General features: G+C 70.3%; 10 protein-coding genes. 4 read left to right on the top strand and 6 right to left on the bottom strand.

Annotated elements, in window-relative coordinates; translation table 11 throughout:
- Positions 1 to 126 precede the first annotated feature (126 nt).
- Together ACZ4UB_RS20200 and ACZ4UB_RS20205 are read right to left on the bottom strand one after the other, a co-directional pair.
- On the bottom strand, positions 127 to 1521 hold the full coding sequence (locus tag ACZ4UB_RS20200; RefSeq protein WP_468071920.1) for a trypsin-like serine protease: 1395 nt from the start codon (positions 1519 to 1521) through the stop codon (positions 127 to 129).
- 286 nt (positions 1522 to 1807) lie between these two features.
- Positions 1808 to 2308, bottom strand: coding sequence for a hypothetical protein (locus ACZ4UB_RS20205; RefSeq protein WP_468071858.1), 501 nt, complete (start codon positions 2306 to 2308; stop codon positions 1808 to 1810).
- A gap of 377 nt (positions 2309 to 2685) precedes the next feature.
- Here ACZ4UB_RS20205 and ACZ4UB_RS20210 point away from each other — a divergent pair, with 377 nt between their 5' ends.
- The 3 genes from ACZ4UB_RS20210 (at position 2686) to ACZ4UB_RS20220 (ending at position 9082) form a co-directional block, all read left to right on the top strand.
- Positions 2686 to 6675: a polymorphic toxin-type HINT domain-containing protein gene (locus ACZ4UB_RS20210; RefSeq protein WP_468071860.1), complete on the top strand. Its 3990-nt coding sequence runs from the start codon at positions 2686 to 2688 to the stop codon at positions 6673 to 6675.
- A gap of 7 nt (positions 6676 to 6682) precedes the next feature.
- Positions 6683 to 7282: a hypothetical protein gene (locus tag ACZ4UB_RS20215; protein ID WP_468071862.1), complete on the top strand. Its 600-nt coding sequence runs from the start codon at positions 6683 to 6685 to the stop codon at positions 7280 to 7282.
- A 207-nt stretch (positions 7283 to 7489) separates the two neighbouring features.
- Positions 7490 to 9082 carry a Na+/H+ antiporter gene (locus ACZ4UB_RS20220; RefSeq protein WP_468071864.1) on the top strand — a complete coding sequence of 531 codons (1593 nt, stop codon included), beginning with the start codon at positions 7490 to 7492 and terminating at the stop codon, positions 9080 to 9082.
- A 190-nt stretch (positions 9083 to 9272) separates the two neighbouring features.
- Here ACZ4UB_RS20220 and ACZ4UB_RS20225 read toward each other — a convergent pair whose 3' ends face one another.
- From ACZ4UB_RS20225 to ACZ4UB_RS20240, 4 genes are all read right to left on the bottom strand, one after another.
- Positions 9273 to 9740, bottom strand: a complete 468-nt coding sequence (locus ACZ4UB_RS20225; RefSeq protein WP_468071866.1) for a GNAT family N-acetyltransferase — start codon at positions 9738 to 9740, stop codon at positions 9273 to 9275.
- Positions 9737 to 10678 carry an RluA family pseudouridine synthase gene (locus ACZ4UB_RS20230; RefSeq protein ID WP_468071868.1) on the bottom strand — a complete coding sequence of 314 codons (942 nt, stop codon included), beginning with the start codon at positions 10676 to 10678 and terminating at the stop codon, positions 9737 to 9739. The genes ACZ4UB_RS20225 and ACZ4UB_RS20230 overlap by 4 nt, the downstream gene beginning before the upstream one ends.
- Before the next feature lie 73 nt (positions 10679 to 10751).
- A complete protein-coding gene (gene lspA, locus ACZ4UB_RS20235; protein ID WP_354383914.1) occupies positions 10752 to 11315 on the bottom strand; it encodes a signal peptidase II in 564 nt (187 codons plus the stop codon).
- Positions 11316 to 11446: 131 nt separating this feature from the next.
- Complete coding sequence (locus ACZ4UB_RS20240; protein WP_468071870.1) at positions 11447 to 12259, bottom strand: TraR/DksA family transcriptional regulator; 813 nt, start codon at positions 12257 to 12259, stop codon at positions 11447 to 11449.
- Between the two features lie 540 nt (positions 12260 to 12799).
- Between ACZ4UB_RS20240 and ileS the strand changes: the two genes are divergently transcribed.
- Positions 12800 to 15946: an isoleucine--tRNA ligase gene (gene ileS / locus ACZ4UB_RS20245; protein WP_468071872.1), complete on the top strand. Its 3147-nt coding sequence runs from the start codon at positions 12800 to 12802 to the stop codon at positions 15944 to 15946.
- Positions 15947 to 16561 lie beyond the last annotated feature (615 nt).

Below are 16561 nucleotides of genomic sequence, written 5' to 3' on the forward strand. Positions count from 1 at the left end.
CTCCCCCCCCCTCCCCCCCCCCTCCCCCCCCCTCTCCCCCCCCCCCCCCCTCCCCTCCCCCCTCCCCCCCCCCCCCCCCCCCCCCCCCCCCCCCCCCCCCACCCGGGTCATACTGGCGAGTAAGGGTTATCCGAAGGTGCCGGAGGCCCAGATCGCGCCGCCCTTGCCTTCGCCGCCGTCCTTCTTGTAGACGACGAGGTTGCCGTCCTTCTGGAAGGTGAGATAAGCGCCGGGGTTGCCGAAGGTGGCAGTGGACCAGAAGGAGTTACCGATGCCGTCGCCGCCGCCCTTGCGGTAGGCCACGAGGTTGCCGTCCTTGCCCATGTGGAGGTAGGAACCGTCGCCGCCGGCGGCGACGTTGTTGCTCCACACCTGCTTGGCCGTGCGCTTGTCCCAGATGTACATGCGGCCTTCGCGGGTCATGACGGTGATCTTGTCGGGGCTGTCCATCCAGAACCCGGCGCCGTACCGGCCGTCGCTGGCCAGGAGGCCGAAGCGCTGGTAGGTGTCGGTGGACCACAGCCCACCGCCCTTGCCTTCACCGCCGTCCTTCTTGTAAACGACTACGTTGCCGTCGTTCTGGAAGGTGAGGAAGGCGCCAGGGTTGGCAAAAGTGGCGGTGGACCACAGGTGGCCGCCCTTCCCGTCACCACCGGTCTTCGTGTAGATGACGAAGTTGCCGTCGGTCTGCATGACCGCGTACGCGCCGGGATTGTTGTAGGTGTTGCTGGACCACAGTGCGGCGCCCTTACCTTCGCCACCGCTGTTGTGGTAAACGACCATGTTGCCGTCGGCCTGCATGCTCAGCTTCAGGTTCTTGCCGAACAGCGTGGTACCCGACGGGATGACCTCACCGGACTTGATCACGAACCCCGGCGTGGACTGCACCCACTCACTGAGGCCGTCGACGCGGGTGGAGACGGCTCCGGTACGGGTCTCGGTAGAGGATGTGCCGAGGCAGCCACCCTGCCAGGAACGGGAGTTGACGCCGACGAGCTCACCGGCCGCGTTCAGGAGCGGCCCACCCGTGTCGCCCTTGCAGAGGGCGTCGGCGCCCTTACCGGTGATGGCGAGGGCCGTGGCGTCGGCGCTGTTGACGGCGAACGCCCCGGTGTGAAGCTTGCCGGGCACCCACTCGGTCTTCGTCCGCCCGAACCCAGCCGCGGTCACATCCGTACCGGCGACAGGGGCGGTGGCGGCGAGCTTGACGGCATTGATGCCCGTGGACGGGACTGCCAGCCGGGCCAGGACCACGTCACGGTCGGCTCGCGGGACTACCTCCGATACCTCGACGGCCGTTCCATTGCTGAGGGTCGCGGTGGTCTTCAGCGCGGGCTTACCAGCCGGGACCGCCTCGCCGGGTGTGGCGGCTAGGCAGCTCGCAGCGGTCAGGACCCAGGAAGCGTCGACCAGAGTTCCCGTACAGGCCCGACTGTTCGCCTCGTCACCGATGTTGAGCTTGACGACAGCGGTGTACTGACCAGCCGCCGGTTCAGAGCCGGTAAGGGCCTGGGCCGGCACGGCACTCAACAGTCCAACCGTCAGAGTGGTGGCGGCGAGCGCGCTGGCGGTCCACGCGGAGCGTGGCGGCGTAAGGGACATATCTCTTCCTTGGCTGGGTGTGGTGACCGTGTGGTGTCCGCGCTGCATCGACTGCGTCCCACCGGCCGCCACGGCGGCCGAGCAGGGGGAAGTCAAGCTGTGCCGCGGCACGGTGGTACGCGATGGCCTGGACTCCGGCTGACGGCTGAGGCGCGACGCGGCGGCCACGTGTAAGTGTTCGGGAGGTGCTGTGCGCTCTGGCGGGTCAGCCGGTGACGCGCAGCTCGACGAGGACGGAGCGCGTCTCGGAGCTGCCTGCCTCACCAAACGGCTTGTAGTCGTTGGCGGGTGCGTTGACCACGGTCTCCTGGCCGTCAGCAGTGATCTTCGCCTGCACGGGGTGTTCCTGGGTCCAGATGCCGAAGGCGTCCGGGATTTCGAGAGTGAGGTACCCCTTGGCGCCCGTGACATCGAAGCAGAAATTCTTCTGCGCGAAACGGGACTTGACGGTGATGTCGGGGGCGCCGGCGGCACAGTCGACGAGCAGGATGTGGCCGTCCCCTCGCTTGAGGGTGATCTTCTGCTCCGTCAGGACCTTCGCGGCGTCGGGGTAAGAGAAGTCCTCGACGGCGAAGGGTATCTCCGACGGGGACGCCGGGGCCTGCGGATCGGCGTGCGCGACACCGAAGGTGACAATCCCAACGGCTGCCGTGATCGCGCCGGTGAGACCGGTGAACAGTGCCTTGCGGGCACGGGTGATCGCCATGCATTTCCCCCTGGTCAGAACGGGGCCGGCACAGAGCGGCACCCGTAGGTTTTCCGAAAGTAAAGCATATGTAAGATCCACTGAACGCTCCGAACTCTCCGCCCATTGAGGCCTGCACGTGTCCTCGCTTGCCGTATGGATGCCTGAAAGGGGGCAATGGGCAGCGAATCACGCGCCGCAGGGTTCGTGCGGGCGACGCCAGCCGGGGATGGACGTGACCTGTCCATGGCAATTGCATACGTGTTAATCGTCACGCCGAACAAGGGGGACTCAGCCGGATGAAACGGCGAATGGTGTTCAGTGGGGCAGCGCGCCTCAGAACCGGGCGCAGGAAGCGGAGTCGGCTCGGTACGGCGGCATTCCGGAGCGTCAGCGGGGTGCTTTTGCCCGCGACCCTGGTGGCCGGGTTGCTGGGGGCGTCGCCCGCTTACGCGGGTGACGACAGCAACCCGGACGCGGCACCCGCTCTGTCGGACCGGACCCAGGCCGTCGCGTACTGGCAGACCGGCGGCACCGGCATCAAGGAGGCAGCCGAGCGGGCGCTCCTGGGATCCGACGCCGACGTGAAGAAGTTCCTCGAGGACGGCCCCGTCATCGAGTACGACGACAACTACATCGAGGCCAGCCGCCTGTTCGCCACTGGTGGCCCGGGTGTCCGCGAAGCGACCAAGAATGCCCTGAAGGGCACGTCGCAGAACCTCAAGCTGTTCATGCAGAACGGCTGGCAGGAACCACTCGACACCGACCGTCAGGTGGAGATCTCCCGCATCATCAACCTCGGTGGCGTCGGGGTGAAGGAGGCGGGTAAGGCAGCTCTCAAGGGCACCCCCGAGGACCGCGAAGAGTTCCTCACCTCCGGTCAGCACGCGGCCCGGGAGACGGACGACGAGGTCGCCGTCTCGAAACTGGTGACGACCGGTGGTCCCAACGTGCAAGCAGCGGCGAAGGTCGCGCTGCGCGGGACCCCCGCGGACATAACCGAGTTCCTGGAGATCGGGCAGTTCGTCGCCCGCAACCGTGACCAGGAGCACGCCACGATTTCTCAGCTCACCGATCAGGCGAAGCAAGCCGGGCTGCAGGCCGAGGACGCGATGAAGGCGGCCGAGGAGGCTTCGGCGCAGGCGGTCGCGGCAGGCGAGAAGGCCAAGGAAGCCGCAGAGAAGGCGGCGAAGGAGACCCAGGCGGCGAAGAATGACGCCAACCGGGCCGCGGTGAAGGCGAAGCAGGCTGCCGACGCGGCCCGCGGCGCCGCCGCTGCCGCCCAGCAGGCGATCGGTTCGGCCAACGCCGCCAACCGCGCCGCGCGCATCGCGGCGCTGGCTGCGGCCCAGACTGCGAGTGCTGCCGCGGCCGCCGCCAATGCCGCGAACGACGCGTACAACGCAGCGATCGCCGCGGGCAACGATGCTGCCAACGCCGAGCGGGCCAAGGGTGCCGCCGCCACGGCGCGAGCCGCCGCCGGCCTGGCACGGCAGTCGGCACTCGCCGCCAACCAGGCGGGCTTGGCCTCGGCAGCCGCAGGACGGGCGGCCAGCGCCTCGCGCAGCGCGGGTGCCAACGCCAACGCCGCCGCCGATGCGGCTGAACAGGCCAACGACTACGCGGATGCAGCCGGCAATTCCTCGGCGGAAGCCCGTAACGCCGCTGCCGACGCCCGTCGCCACGCCAACGCCGCCAATCGTGCGGCGAACACCGCAACCAGCCTCGCGCAACGTTCCGCGAACGCGGCGTACGGGGCGCGGGACGCGGCCAACTCCGCCGCCACGCACGCGGAGAACGCGGCCACCGCGGCCGAAGAGGCCGTCAAACACGCTGGTGACGCAGCCATAGCGGCCGTGGCGGCGAAACGGCACGCGGAAGCGGCGAAGACTGCCGCAGAGGTCGCCGCCAAGGCGGTCAAGACGGCGCAGGACGTTTTCGCGCTCGCCCGGGAGACCGAGACCGCCGACCTGGCAACCCGGACCGAGGCCGGCATCGAGCGGGCGAAGTCCCGCAAGGCGCAGGCCGAGCAGACCATCGCCGCCTCCGCGTCCCAGCAGGTGGACGCGGTGGCACTGGACGCCACTGCGAGTGCCCTCGCCGCCGAGGCGGCCAAGCCGGGCGCGGACGTGAAGGCACTCGCGTCCCAGGGACGTCAGCTAGCCTTCAAGGCATTGAAGCTGCGCGGCGCGTGGAGCCAGGAGGCCGCAGCCACCGCACTCTCGGGCACCGACCAGGACGTCATGGAGTACCTGAAGACCGGCTGGAAGCGTGCAGGCGTCGAGGAGATCCGCGACCGCGTCGTCCAGCTGACCACGCAGAGCCCCTCCCCGAACGTCCGGAGTGCGGCCGTGGAGATCCTCAAGGGGATTCCGCAGCAGGTCATGGACTTCTACACGACCGGCCAGTACCTGGTCGGGGCCGATGACCTTGCCGTCCAGGTCTCCCAGATCAACAACGCCGGTGGTCCGAGTGTGAAGACCGCCTCCAAGGCGGCTCTCGCCAATGGTTCCGGCAAGGCGTTGGCCACGTTCATCGCGGTCGGCCAGTACGGTGCACGGCTGTCCGACGACGAGGTGACCGCATCGAAGCTGGTCACCACCGGTGGTCCGGAGGTGCAGTCCGCGGCGAAGATCGCGCTTGCCGGTCCGGCCGACCAACTGCGCGACTTCGTCGAGGTGGGCCAGTACATGGCGGACCGGAAGGACCAGCTCGCGGCGAATCACGTCAACCAGGTCGAACAGCTGATCGCCGAGGCTTCGGGCATCGCCGCCAAGGCGATGGAGAGCCGCTGGAAGGCAGCCGAGGCGGCTGCGCGGGCCAACCAGGCATCGATCGAGGCCGACGCGGCAGCCAAGGAGGCCGTGAATTCGGCCAAGGCGGCGGACAAATACGCCACCGATGCCAAGAACTCCGCCACCAGCGCGCAGACCAGCGCCACCCAGGCGGCGAAGTCCGCGGCCACCGCCCGCGACGCGGCGGCCCGAGCCGACCGGGACGCGGATGCGGCCGAGGAGTCGGCCTCGCAGGCCGAGTTCTCAGCGCAGTACGCCCGTGACTCCGCGGTCGAGGCCAACGAGTCCGCGTCCAAGGCACGCGACTCCGCGCTGGCAGCGGGCAAGAGCGCCACGGAGGCGGCCGACCTGGCCATCGCGGCCTGGAACGACGTCCAGAAGCTGCGCGAGGCAGAGGCGGCGGAGGCCCGCCGTCAGGCCGAGGCGGAACGCAAGCAGAAGGCGGACGCGGAGAAGGACAAGAAGAAGCGGCGCTGCGTCCCTCATCCCACCCGCGAGGAGTTCGCCTGGCGCAACTGTCTGATGGCACCGGGCGAAGCGGTGCTGGAGATGCCGAAGATCGACCCGACGATCCGCAGCATCGTGTGGGAACTGACCGGCCTCAACGACATCAAGAAGTGCATTCAGGACCCCAGCTTGGGCGACTGCGCGATGGCCGTGGTCGGCGTGATCCCGGTGGGCAAGTCCCTCAAGGTGCTCAAGTGGGGCTATCGGGGCATCGAGGCTGTCGTTGACACCAACAAGTTCGCCAAGCTGCTGCCGTGCAACCCGGTCGGCGACAGCTTCCCGGCCGGTACCCCGGTCCTGATGGGTGACGGCTCCCACCGCCCGATCGAGGACGTCCGTATCGGCGACACGGTCTTGGCCACGGACCCCGAGTCGGGGGTCACCGGGCCGCGCAAAATTCTGAATACGATCTACACCCCGGAGGACCGCGACTTCACCGGCATCACCCTCGACTCCGCGAGCGGCGGTGGCTCCCTGACCGTCACGGACCACCACCTCTTCTGGACCGAGAAGACTCAGAAGTGGACCCCGGCGGGCGAGCTCAACACGGGGGACAGCCTGCGCACGCCGGACGGCCGGTCGGCAGTAATCGGCAAGGTCGACCGCTGGAAGACCCAGCAGGCCGCGTACAACCTGACCGTCAACGAACTGCACTCGTACTACGTGCTGGCGGACACGACACCGGTCCTGGTGCACAACCTGTCGTGCCTGACCCTGGCGAAGCAGTACTACCCGGGCCTGGCCCACACGCTCGACGATCACGTCGGCCTGGACGCGGCGGCGGCCAAGGCCCTGGCCGCGACGAAGAAGGGTCTGAAGAACAGCGTCTGGTCGAGCAAGGATATGGCCCAGGAAGTGGCCAATGCCGCTGTGACCCAGCACGCGAAGAAGATCGGGACCTGGATGACGAAGAGGCCGAACGAAAGCACCTTCGACTTCATCGGTCAGTACGGCAAGGACTCACTTGGCACGCTCTACCACGCCGACGGACGGGAGTTCGCGACCGGGGCCAAGTACTACATCCAGCTGGCCAGGGACACACGCGCCAAGGGTGGGTACTACATCCGAACGATCTACCCGATCTAGGAGAGACATGCCCCGCAAGAGATTCACTGACTTCGACTTCGGCCTGACCCGGCTGGCGGGAGCCTTCCACCAGGACTGGGGCTACGTCGGGGAACTCGAAGACGTGTTCCTCGGGTCGGTGGGGTCCACTGAGGAGGCCACCGCCCTGGATCACGACGCCTCGCTGTTGATCAGCTCGGCGCTGAGCGACGGGCAGATCGAGCTGCTCTGGGAAGCGGCGACGTCCGAGAACTACCTGTTCGGGCCGGACGAGTCCGGGCGTGACCTGCTCCGCCGCTTCCAGGCGGTCACCCGCGACTGGCAGCGGACGCACGGGAGCGCCCAGCCCGAGACGGATCCGGAGTGGGAGGTTCCGGAACTACGGGACCGGGTGCTGCGGGCCGTCACGGCGGCGCCGCTCTCCGTCGAGCGGCGTGAGGTACTCGCCGTCTGCGCGCGGACGGTCTCGGCCGAGCTGGCGTTCCGGCTGTTGCTGCGGCTGCACGTGGCGAGCTTGACGGCGGTCGCTCCGGAGGTTTGGACGGAGTACCAGGAGATCAGCGCCGCTTTCACGTACGGCGAGTACGTGATCGAGACGATCGAGTTCCTCGTCGAGGACCCGCGCTAGCGGGCTCGCCGAGGACGTGAAGAAAGGGACCGGCCGTCAGTCTTCGGACTGACGGCCGGTTCTGTCTGTGGCTCTCCCGGACCGCTTCGGGAGCCGACCGAACCGATCCGCAGGGGACGCACAAGGTCTGGTACAGATCGCGCAGGCCGGTCGGGGCCGAGGGTGCGCCTGTGGGCCGAGCGCCGGCGGATGCGGCAGGGTGTGGGAGTGGACCAGCTCGCCCTCCTCTTCGTACTCCTGCTCGGGGCCGTCGTCTCCGTGCCGCTCGGCGATCGGCTCGGGCTGCCCGCGCCGGTGCTGATGACCATCGGCGGGGTGGTGCTGGCGCTCGTGCCGGCCGTGCCGAACGTCGACATCCCGCCCGAGTTCATCCTGCCGCTCGTCCTGCCGCCGTTGCTGTACGCCTCGGTGCAGCGCACCTCCTGGCGGCAGTTCGCGGCGAACATCCGGCCCATCTTCCTGCTCGCCGTGGCGCTCGTCTTCGTGACCACCGCCGCCGTGGCCGGCGTCGCGCACGCCGTCGTGCCCGGGCTGCCGATCGCCGCGGCCGTCGCGCTCGGCGCCCTCGTGGCCCCGCCCGACCCGGTCGCGGCCACCGCCGTCGCCGGCGCGCTGGGGCTGCCCCGCCGGATGGTGTCGATCCTGGAGGGCGAGGGCCTCTTCAACGACGTGACCGCGATCGTGCTCTACCACGTGGCCGTCGCCGCGGCCGTCAGCGGCAGCTTCTCCTGGCCGGACGCGCTCGGCGAGTTCGTGCTGTCCGCCGTCGTCGCCGTCATCGTCGGGCTGGCGCTCGGCTGGGCCGCCAACCGGCTCATGGGGCGGCTCGGCGACGCCACGCTCCAGATCGGGCTGACCCTGCTGGTGCCGTTCGTCGCCTACGTGGTCGCCGAGGAGCTCCAGGGCTCGGGCGTGCTGGCGGTGCTGACCACCGCGCTGTTCCTGGCCGAGTACGCGACGGACGCCGACGACGTGCTCGGCCGGCTCGCCGGGCACACCTTCTGGGAAGTCGTCGACATGCTCGTCACCGGTGTGGCCTTCGGGCTGATCGGCCTGGAGCTGCACCACGTCTTCGGGACGGCGTCGGGCCGCGAGTGGTCCATGTTCGGCTGGGCGGCGGTCGTCATCGCGGTCGTGGTCGGCGTCCGGCTGCTGTGGCTGATGCCCGCGTCCTGGCTGGCGCAGAAGCTGCACGACCGGCGCGACGTCGACGAGGAGATCCCGCTGACCTGGCGGGAGAGCGTGGTCATGTGGTGGGCCGGGATGCGCGGGGTGGCCTCCGTGGCGCTGGCGCTGGCCATCCCGTACAAGACCGACGACGGCAGCCCCTTCCCGGCCCGCGACGAGATCGTCTTCATCGCCTTCGCCGTGATCATGGTGACGCTCGTGCTCCAGGGGCTGACCCTGCCGTGGCTGGTGCGCCGGCTGGGGGTGGAGGCGGACGTGGACGCGGAGCGGGACTACGAGCGCACCCTCGCCATCCGCGCCGCGAAGGCCGCCAAGCGGCGGCTGAAGGAGATCGAGCGGATGGAGGAGCTGCCGGACGAGCTGGTCGAACAGCTGCACCGGCGGGCCTACGACGTCGGGGCCAGGATCAGCCCCGACATGGTCGACGAGGAACGGCGCGAGGCGTACGCGAAGCGGGTGGAGCGGATCCGGGACATCCAGCGCATCCAGCGGGAGATGATGTCCGCCGCCCGCCACGAGGTGCTCGCGGCACGGAGTGAGCCGGGGGCGGATCCGGAGATTGTGGACCGGGTGCTGAGGCATTTGGACGTACGGAGTCTTCGCAACCCGTAGCCGTGGCGAAGCCACATCCCGCGCCCGCCAGCGTTTGAGGCCCCCGCCGGAGTCCGGATCAGCCCGGCCAAATCCAGCCCCGCCGGCGTTTGAGGCGCCGCCGGAGGCAACACCAGCCCGCCGCAGGCGGCAGCGCGCCCCGCCGCAGGCGGGATCCCCGCCCGGCGTCTGAGGGCAGAACGACGAACGGCTAGCGCAGCGGACGCCGCATCGCCCGGTGCGGCATCCCCGCATCGTCGAACTCCGGCCCGTACGCCACGTACCCGAGCCGCTCGTAGAACCCGAGCGCATGCGTCTGCGCCCCGAGATCCACCCCGCCGAGCCCCATCCGCAGCGCCTCCGCCTCGATGGCCCGCACCAGCGCCGCACCGACGCCCAGCCCGCGCGCGGCCTTCGTCACGGCCAGCCGCCCGAGCGAGCCCACGTCCGGCGAGCCGGTCTTGCCGACCGCCGCCGCACCGTACAGCAGCCGCCCGGTGCCCAGCGGACCCCCCGGCCCCACCGCCAGGACGTGCACCGCACCCGCGTCGTAGGCGTCGTACTCCAACGACTCCGGCACCGACTGCTCGATCACGAAGACCTCGGTCCGCACCGCGAAGCAGGCCGCGCGATCGGCCTCCGACTCCGCGACCCGGACCTCGTACCCCGCCACGCTCACTCGCTCTCGGCCCGGATCACGTCCAGCGCGTGCTGCAGGTCGGCCGGGTAGGTGCTCTCGAACTCGATCCACTGGCCGTCCGCCGGGTGCTCGAAGCCGAGCCGCACCGCGTGCAGCCACTGCCGGGTCAGCCCCAGCCGCTTGGCGATGGTCGGGTCGGCCCCGTAGGTGAGGTCGCCCACGCAGGGGTGCCGGTGCGCCGACATGTGCACGCGGATCTGGTGCGTACGGCCGGTCTCCAGCTTGATGTCCAGCAGCGAGGCCGCCCGGAACGCCTCGATGAGGTCGTAGTGGGTGACCGAGGGCTTGCCCTCCTGGGTCACGGCCCACTTCCAGTCCGAGGACGGGTGCCGGCCGATGGGCGCGTCGATGGTGCCGCTCATCGGGTCCGGGTGGCCCTGGACCAGCGCGTGGTAGCGCTTGTCCACGACGCGCTCGCGGAACTGCTGCTTGAGGGAGGTGTAGGCGCGCTCGGACTTGGCGACGGCCATCAGGCCGGACGTGCCGACGTCGAGGCGGTGCACCACGCCCTGGCGCTCGGAGGCGCCGGAGGTGGAGATCCGGTACCCGGCGGCGGCGAGGCCGCCGATGACGGTGGTGCCGGTCCAACCGGGGCTGGGGTGGGCCGCGACGCCCACGGGCTTCATGACGACCACGATGTCGTCGTCGTCGTGGACGATCTCCATGCCCTCGACGGGCTCGGCCACCAGCTCGACCGGGCGCGGCGGGGCGGGCATCTCGACTTCGAGCCAGGCGCCGCCGTGCACCCGCTCCGACTTCCCGACGACGCTGCCGTCGACCGACACCTTCCCGGCCGAGGCAAGCTCGGCCGCCTTCGTCCGGGAGAACCCGAACATACGGGCGATGGCGGCGTCGATGCGCTCGCCTTCGAGGCCATCGGGCACGGGCAGGGTTCGGATCTCGGGAATCGTACTCACCCGTCGAGTATGCCGGACGAGACCGCACACCCGTTCCGCGATCATGCTCGGGGCGTCCCCCGCCCCGCCCCGGTCAGTCCTTGTGGACGGTGCCGTCCGGGTCCAGGCCCTTGAAGGACAGCAGCACGATCAGGATCCCGCCGCACACGATCGCCGAGTCGGCGAGGTTGAAGACGGCGAAGTGCGCGGGCGCGATGAAGTCGACGACGGCGCCCCGGAAGACCCCCGGGGACCGGAAGATCCGGTCGGTGAGGTTGCCGAGCGCACCGCCCAGCAGCAGCCCCAGGGCGATGGCCCAGGGCAGGCTGTACAGCTTGCGGGCGAGGCGCACGATCACGACGATCACACCGGCCGCGATGCAGGTGAAGATGATCGTGAAGGCTTCGCCGAAGCCGAAGGCCGCGCCGGGGTTGCGGATCGCGTCGAGCTTGAGCAGGTCGCCGACCAGCCGGATCGGCGCCTGGTGCTCCAGCTTCGCGACCACCAGCATCTTGCTGCCGAGGTCGAGGAGGTACGCGAACACCGCCACGATGAGCAGCGCCGCGATCCGGCGGTGCCCCTTGGGCTGCTCGGACTCCGGCTGGGGAGTGTCGTCCCCGACCTCGGGCGTACCGATGATGCGCTCCGCCTCTGTCACGTGAGTCCCTCGAACTAGCTCGACCAGGAAACTGCCAGGCTCCCGGGGACCCTGAACAGAACAAGAGGGTACGTCAGGCACCCCTTCCCGTGCCGCCCCAGGCCGCCCCGATCGCGCGGGCCGTCCGCGGGCTAATGGCGACGCTCCTGCTTCTGCTTGCACTCGACGCACAGCGTGGCCCGCGGGAACGCCTGCATCCTGGCCTTGCCGATGGCCTTCCCGCAGTTCTCGCAGAGCCCGTAGGTGCCCGCTTCGAGGCGCTCCAGGGCCCGCTCGGTCTGCTCCAGCATGTCGTGCGCGTTGGCAGCGAGGGCCATCTCCGACTCGCGGGTGATGTTCTTGGTCCCCGTGTCGGCCTGGTCGTCGCCCGCGCCGTCGCCGGAGTCCCGCATCAGGCCCGAGATGGCCTGCTCGGAGGCGGCCAGCTCACCGCGCAGCCGCAGCACCTCCGCGGTCAGCTCCGTACGGGCCTCCGCGGCCTCCTGCGGGGTCCACGGCTCCTCGCCCGGCCGTACGGCGAGGCCGCCCGGCTCGGTCGCGGCCACGGCGGCCGCCGCCCGCGTCTTGGGCAGCCCGCTCGTCGCGGCCTCGGCCGTCTTCCTGGACGTGCCCGTGCTCTTCTTGGCAACCACTTTCCCGGCTCCCGTCTCTTCCGCGGCCGGTGCGGCCGAGGCCTTCTTCGCGGACGTCCTGGCGGTGCTGGTCTTGGCGGTGCTCTTCTTGGCGGTACTGGTCTTGGCAGTGATCTTCTTGGCAGTGCTCTTCTTGGCGGTACTGGTCTCGGCGGTGCTGGTCCCGGCCGTAACGGTCCCGGCCGTGCTGTTGGCGGCCGCGACCTTCTTCGCGGCCCTCTTCACCGGCTTCACCGGTTCCGCGGACGCCTCGTTCACGGACGCCTCGTTCACTGACGCCGTCTTCTTCGCGGCGGTCTTCTTCGCCACCATGGCCGCGGCCCCTTCACATACTGTGATATTGCACGCGAATCGTGGTGGGACGATAAATCGACTTCGGCTCCGCGGCAACGGGGCACGCGTCGGCCGAGGCCGACTGCATCCGTTGTGCCCAGCTCCGGGCCCGATAATCCGGTCCTACCGGCGCGCCGGAGCCCGAGCGGGCGCGTCAGCCCGTTCGGGTCAATTCCACGCCCCCCTCGCGCCCCCCGTAAACCGGTCTGCCGAGCGGCCCCCCGGCCCGTACACTGGGCCCAGCGAAAGGCATGGATGGGGACGAGTAGCGTCGGACGCAGCCAGGAGCGACCCGGGGACGGTGAGAGCCCGGGGGCGAGCGCGATGCGAAGGATCACCCCGGAGCCGCCGGAAGAAAGTCCGCAGGTGCCCCCCGGGCACCGGCAGGGCGACTAGACCCGGCTCGCACCCCAATGAGGGGGTCGTCGGATCCGTCCGGGGGCCAAGGAGGGTGGTACCGCGGGAGCACGCTCTCGTCCCTCCGACGGAGATCTCACGCCGCCGGAGGAAGAACGCCTCATGACCACCCCGCCGCAATACCGCCAGGTGCCCGCTCAGGTCGACCTGCCCGCCCTGGAACACGCCGTCCTGGACTTCTGGCGCGAGAACGACACCTTCGCCAAGACCCTGGCGCAGTCCGAGGGCCGCCCCGAATGGGTCTTCTACGAGGGCCCGCCCACCGCCAACGGCATGCCCGGCGCGCACCACATCGAGGCCCGCGTCTTCAAGGACGTCTTCCCCCGCTTCCGCACGATGCGCGGCTACCACGTGGCGCGCAAGGCGGGCTGGGACTGCCACGGCCTGCCCGTCGAGCTGGCCGTCGAGAAGGAACTGGGCTTCAACGGCAAGAAGGACATCGAGGCCTACGGCATCGCCGAGTTCAACGACAAGTGTCGTGACTCGGTGACCCGCCACACCGACGCCTTCGCCGAGCTCACGACCCGCATGGGCTACTGGGTCGACCTCGACGAGGCCTACGTGACCATGGACCCCGAGTACATCGAGTCCGTGTGGTGGTCGCTCAAGGAGATCTTCAACAAGGGCCTGCTGACCCAGGACCACCGGGTCGCCCCCTGGTGCCCCCGCTGCGGCACCGGCCTCTCCGACCACGAGCTGGCCCAGGGCTACGAGACGGTCGTCGACCCCTCCGTCTTCGTCCGCTTCCCGCTGACCAGCGGGCCCCTCGCCGGGCAGGCCGCCCTGCTGGTGTGGACGACCACCCCGTGGACCCTGGTGTCGAACACCGCCGTGGCCGCGCACCCCGAGGTCACCTACGTCGTCGCCTCCAACGGCGACGAGCGGCTCGTCGTCGCGGAACCGCTGCTGGAGAAGGCGCTGGGCGAGGACTGGGTCACCACCGGCGAGTCCTTCACCGGCAGGGAGATGGAGCGCTGGACCTACCAGCGCCCCTTCGAGCTGGTCGAATTCCCCGAGCCCGCCCACTACGTCGTGAACGCCGAGTACGTCACGACCGAGGACGGCACCGGTCTGGTCCACCAGTCCCCCGCCTTCGGCGCCGACGACCTCGCGGTCTGCCGCTCGTACGGCCTGCCCGTCGTGAACCCGGTCCGCCCCGACGGCACCTTCGAGGAGGACGTCCCGCTGGTCGGCGGCGTCTTCTTCAAGAAGGCCGACGAGAAGCTGACCGCCGACCTCGACGCGCGCGGCCTGCTCTTCAAGCACATCGCCTACGAGCACAGCTACCCGCACTGCTGGCGCTGCCACACCGCGCTCCTCTACTACGCGCAGCCGTCCTGGTACGTCCGCACCACCGCCGTCAAGGACGCGATGCTGCGGGAGAACGAGAAGACGAACTGGTACCCGGACTCGGTCAAGCAGGGCCGCTTCGGCGACTGGCTGAACAACAACATCGACTGGGCGCTCTCGCGCAACCGCTACTGGGGCACCCCGCTGCCGATCTGGCGCTGCGAGGAGGACCACCTCACCTGCGTCGGCTCGCGCGCGGAGCTGAGCGAGCTGTCCGGGCAGGACCACTCGAACCTGGACCCGCACCGCCCGTACATCGACGCCGTGACCTTCCCCTGCACGGCGGAGGGCTGCGCCCTCACCGCCGTCCGCGTGCCCGAGGTCATCGACGCCTGGTACGACTCGGGTTCGATGCCGTTCGCGCAGTGGGGCTACCCGTACAAGAACAAGGAGATCTTCGAGAAGCGCTACCCGGCGCAGTTCATCTCGGAGGCGATCGACCAGACCCGCGGGTGGTTCTACACCCTGATGGCGGTCGGCACGCTGGTCTTCGACAAGTCCTCGTACGAGAACGTCGTCTGCCTGGGCCACATCCTGGCCGAGGACGGCCGCAAGATGTCCAAGCACCTGGGCAACATCCTCCAGCCCATCCCGCTCATGGACCAGCACGGCGCCGACGCCGTGCGCTGGTTCATGGCGGCGGGCGGCTCCCCGTGGGCGGCGCGCCGCGTCGGCCACGGCACGATCCAGGAGGTCGTGCGCAAGACCCTCCTCACGTACTGGAACACGGTGGCCTTCCAGGCCCTGTACGCCCGTACGTCGAACTGGGCGCCCAGCGCCGCGGACCCGGCCCCGGCCGACCGCACGGTGCTGGACCGCTGGCTGCTCTCCGAGCTGCACGCGCTGACCCGCGAGGTCACCGAGGCGCTGGAGGCGTACGACACGCAGCGGGCGGGCAAGCTGCTCTCCTCCTTCGTGGACGACCTCTCCAACTGGTACGTGCGCCGCTCGCGCCGCCGGTTCTGGCAGGGCGACGCGGCCGCGCTGCGGACCCTGCACGACGTGATCGAGACGGTCACCCGGCTGATGGCTCCGCTGACCCCCTTCATCACGGAGCGGGTGTGGCAGGACATGATCGTGCCGGTGACCCCGGACGCCCCGCAGTCGGTGCACCTCTCCAGCTGGCCGGAGTCGGACGCCGCGCAGGTCGACGCCTCGCTCTCGCAGCAGATGCTGCTGGTGCGCCGGCTCGTCGAGCTGGGCCGGGCGACCCGGGCCGAGTCGGGCGTCAAGACCCGCCAGCCGCTGTCGCGGGCGCTGGTCGGCGCGGCGGGCTTCGACGCCCTCTCCCCCGACCTCCACTCCCAGATCACGGAGGAGCTGAACGTCTCCTCCCTGGCCTCCCTGTCGGAGGTCGGCGGGTCCCTGGTGGACACGACGGCGAAGGCGAACTTCCGGGCGCTGGGCAAGCGCTTCGGCAAGGGCGTGCAGGACGTCGCGAAGGCGGTGGCGGCGGCGGATGCGGCGGCGCTGTCGCTGGCGCTGCGGTCCGGTACGGCCGAGGTGGAGGTGAACGGCGAGACGGTGGCCCTCACCCCGGAGGAGGTCATCATCACCGAGACCCCGCGCGAGGGCTGGTCGGTGGCCTCCGACTCCGGCGCGACGGTCGCGCTGGACCTGGAGATCACGCCGGAGCTGCGGTTGGCGGGGCTGGCCCGTGACGCGATCCGCCTGATCCAGGAGGCCCGGAAGAACTCCGGCCTCGACGTGGCCGACCGGATCGCCCTCCGCTGGTCCTCCACGGACCCGGAGGTCGTCACGGCCCTGACGGACCACGCGGGCCTCATCGCGGACGAGGTCCTCTCGACGGACTACGCCTCCGGCGAGCCGGACGCCACGTACGGCCCCGCCTTCGAGGACGCCCCCCTGTCCCTGACCTTCCACCTCCGCAAGGCCTGACCCCCACCCCCGTGGCCCGGCGCCCCTCCAAGGGCCCGGGCCACACCCATACCCCGGACCGGCTCACCCCTCCGGCAGGCCCTCAAACGCCGGGCGGGCTGGATATGCCCAGACGGCCCCACCGAAGCCGACCGACCCGGCCACCTCCAGCCCCGCCGAAGCCGACCGGCCCAGCCACCTCCAGCCCCGCCGAAGCCGACCGGCCCAGCCACCTCCAGCCCCGCCGAAGCCGACCGGCCCAGCCACCTCCAGCCCCGCCGGCGTTTGAGGCGCCGCCGGAGGCAACCGCTACGGCCACCCGCCCCTCCGGCACGCCCTCAAACGCCGGGCCGGCTCACGCCTCCGGCACGCCCTCAAACGCCGGGCAGGCTGGGAGATGCCCAGACGGCGGGAGTTACCCAAGCGCCCCAGCCACCGCCAGCCCCACCGAAGCCGACCGGCCCGGCCACATCCAGCCCCGCCGGCGTTTGAGGCGCCGCCGGAGGCGGGCCAGCGGCGGGCCGGCGGCGCAGCCGGCGGGTACGCGAACGGGCCGGGGGGGGGGGGGGGGGGGGGGGGAGGGGAGCAGGTACCACGAGCTGCGCGCCCTGCGGAGGGGTACTACTGGCTCCCCGT

This window comes from Streptomyces sp. NPDC028419, assembly GCF_055565515.1.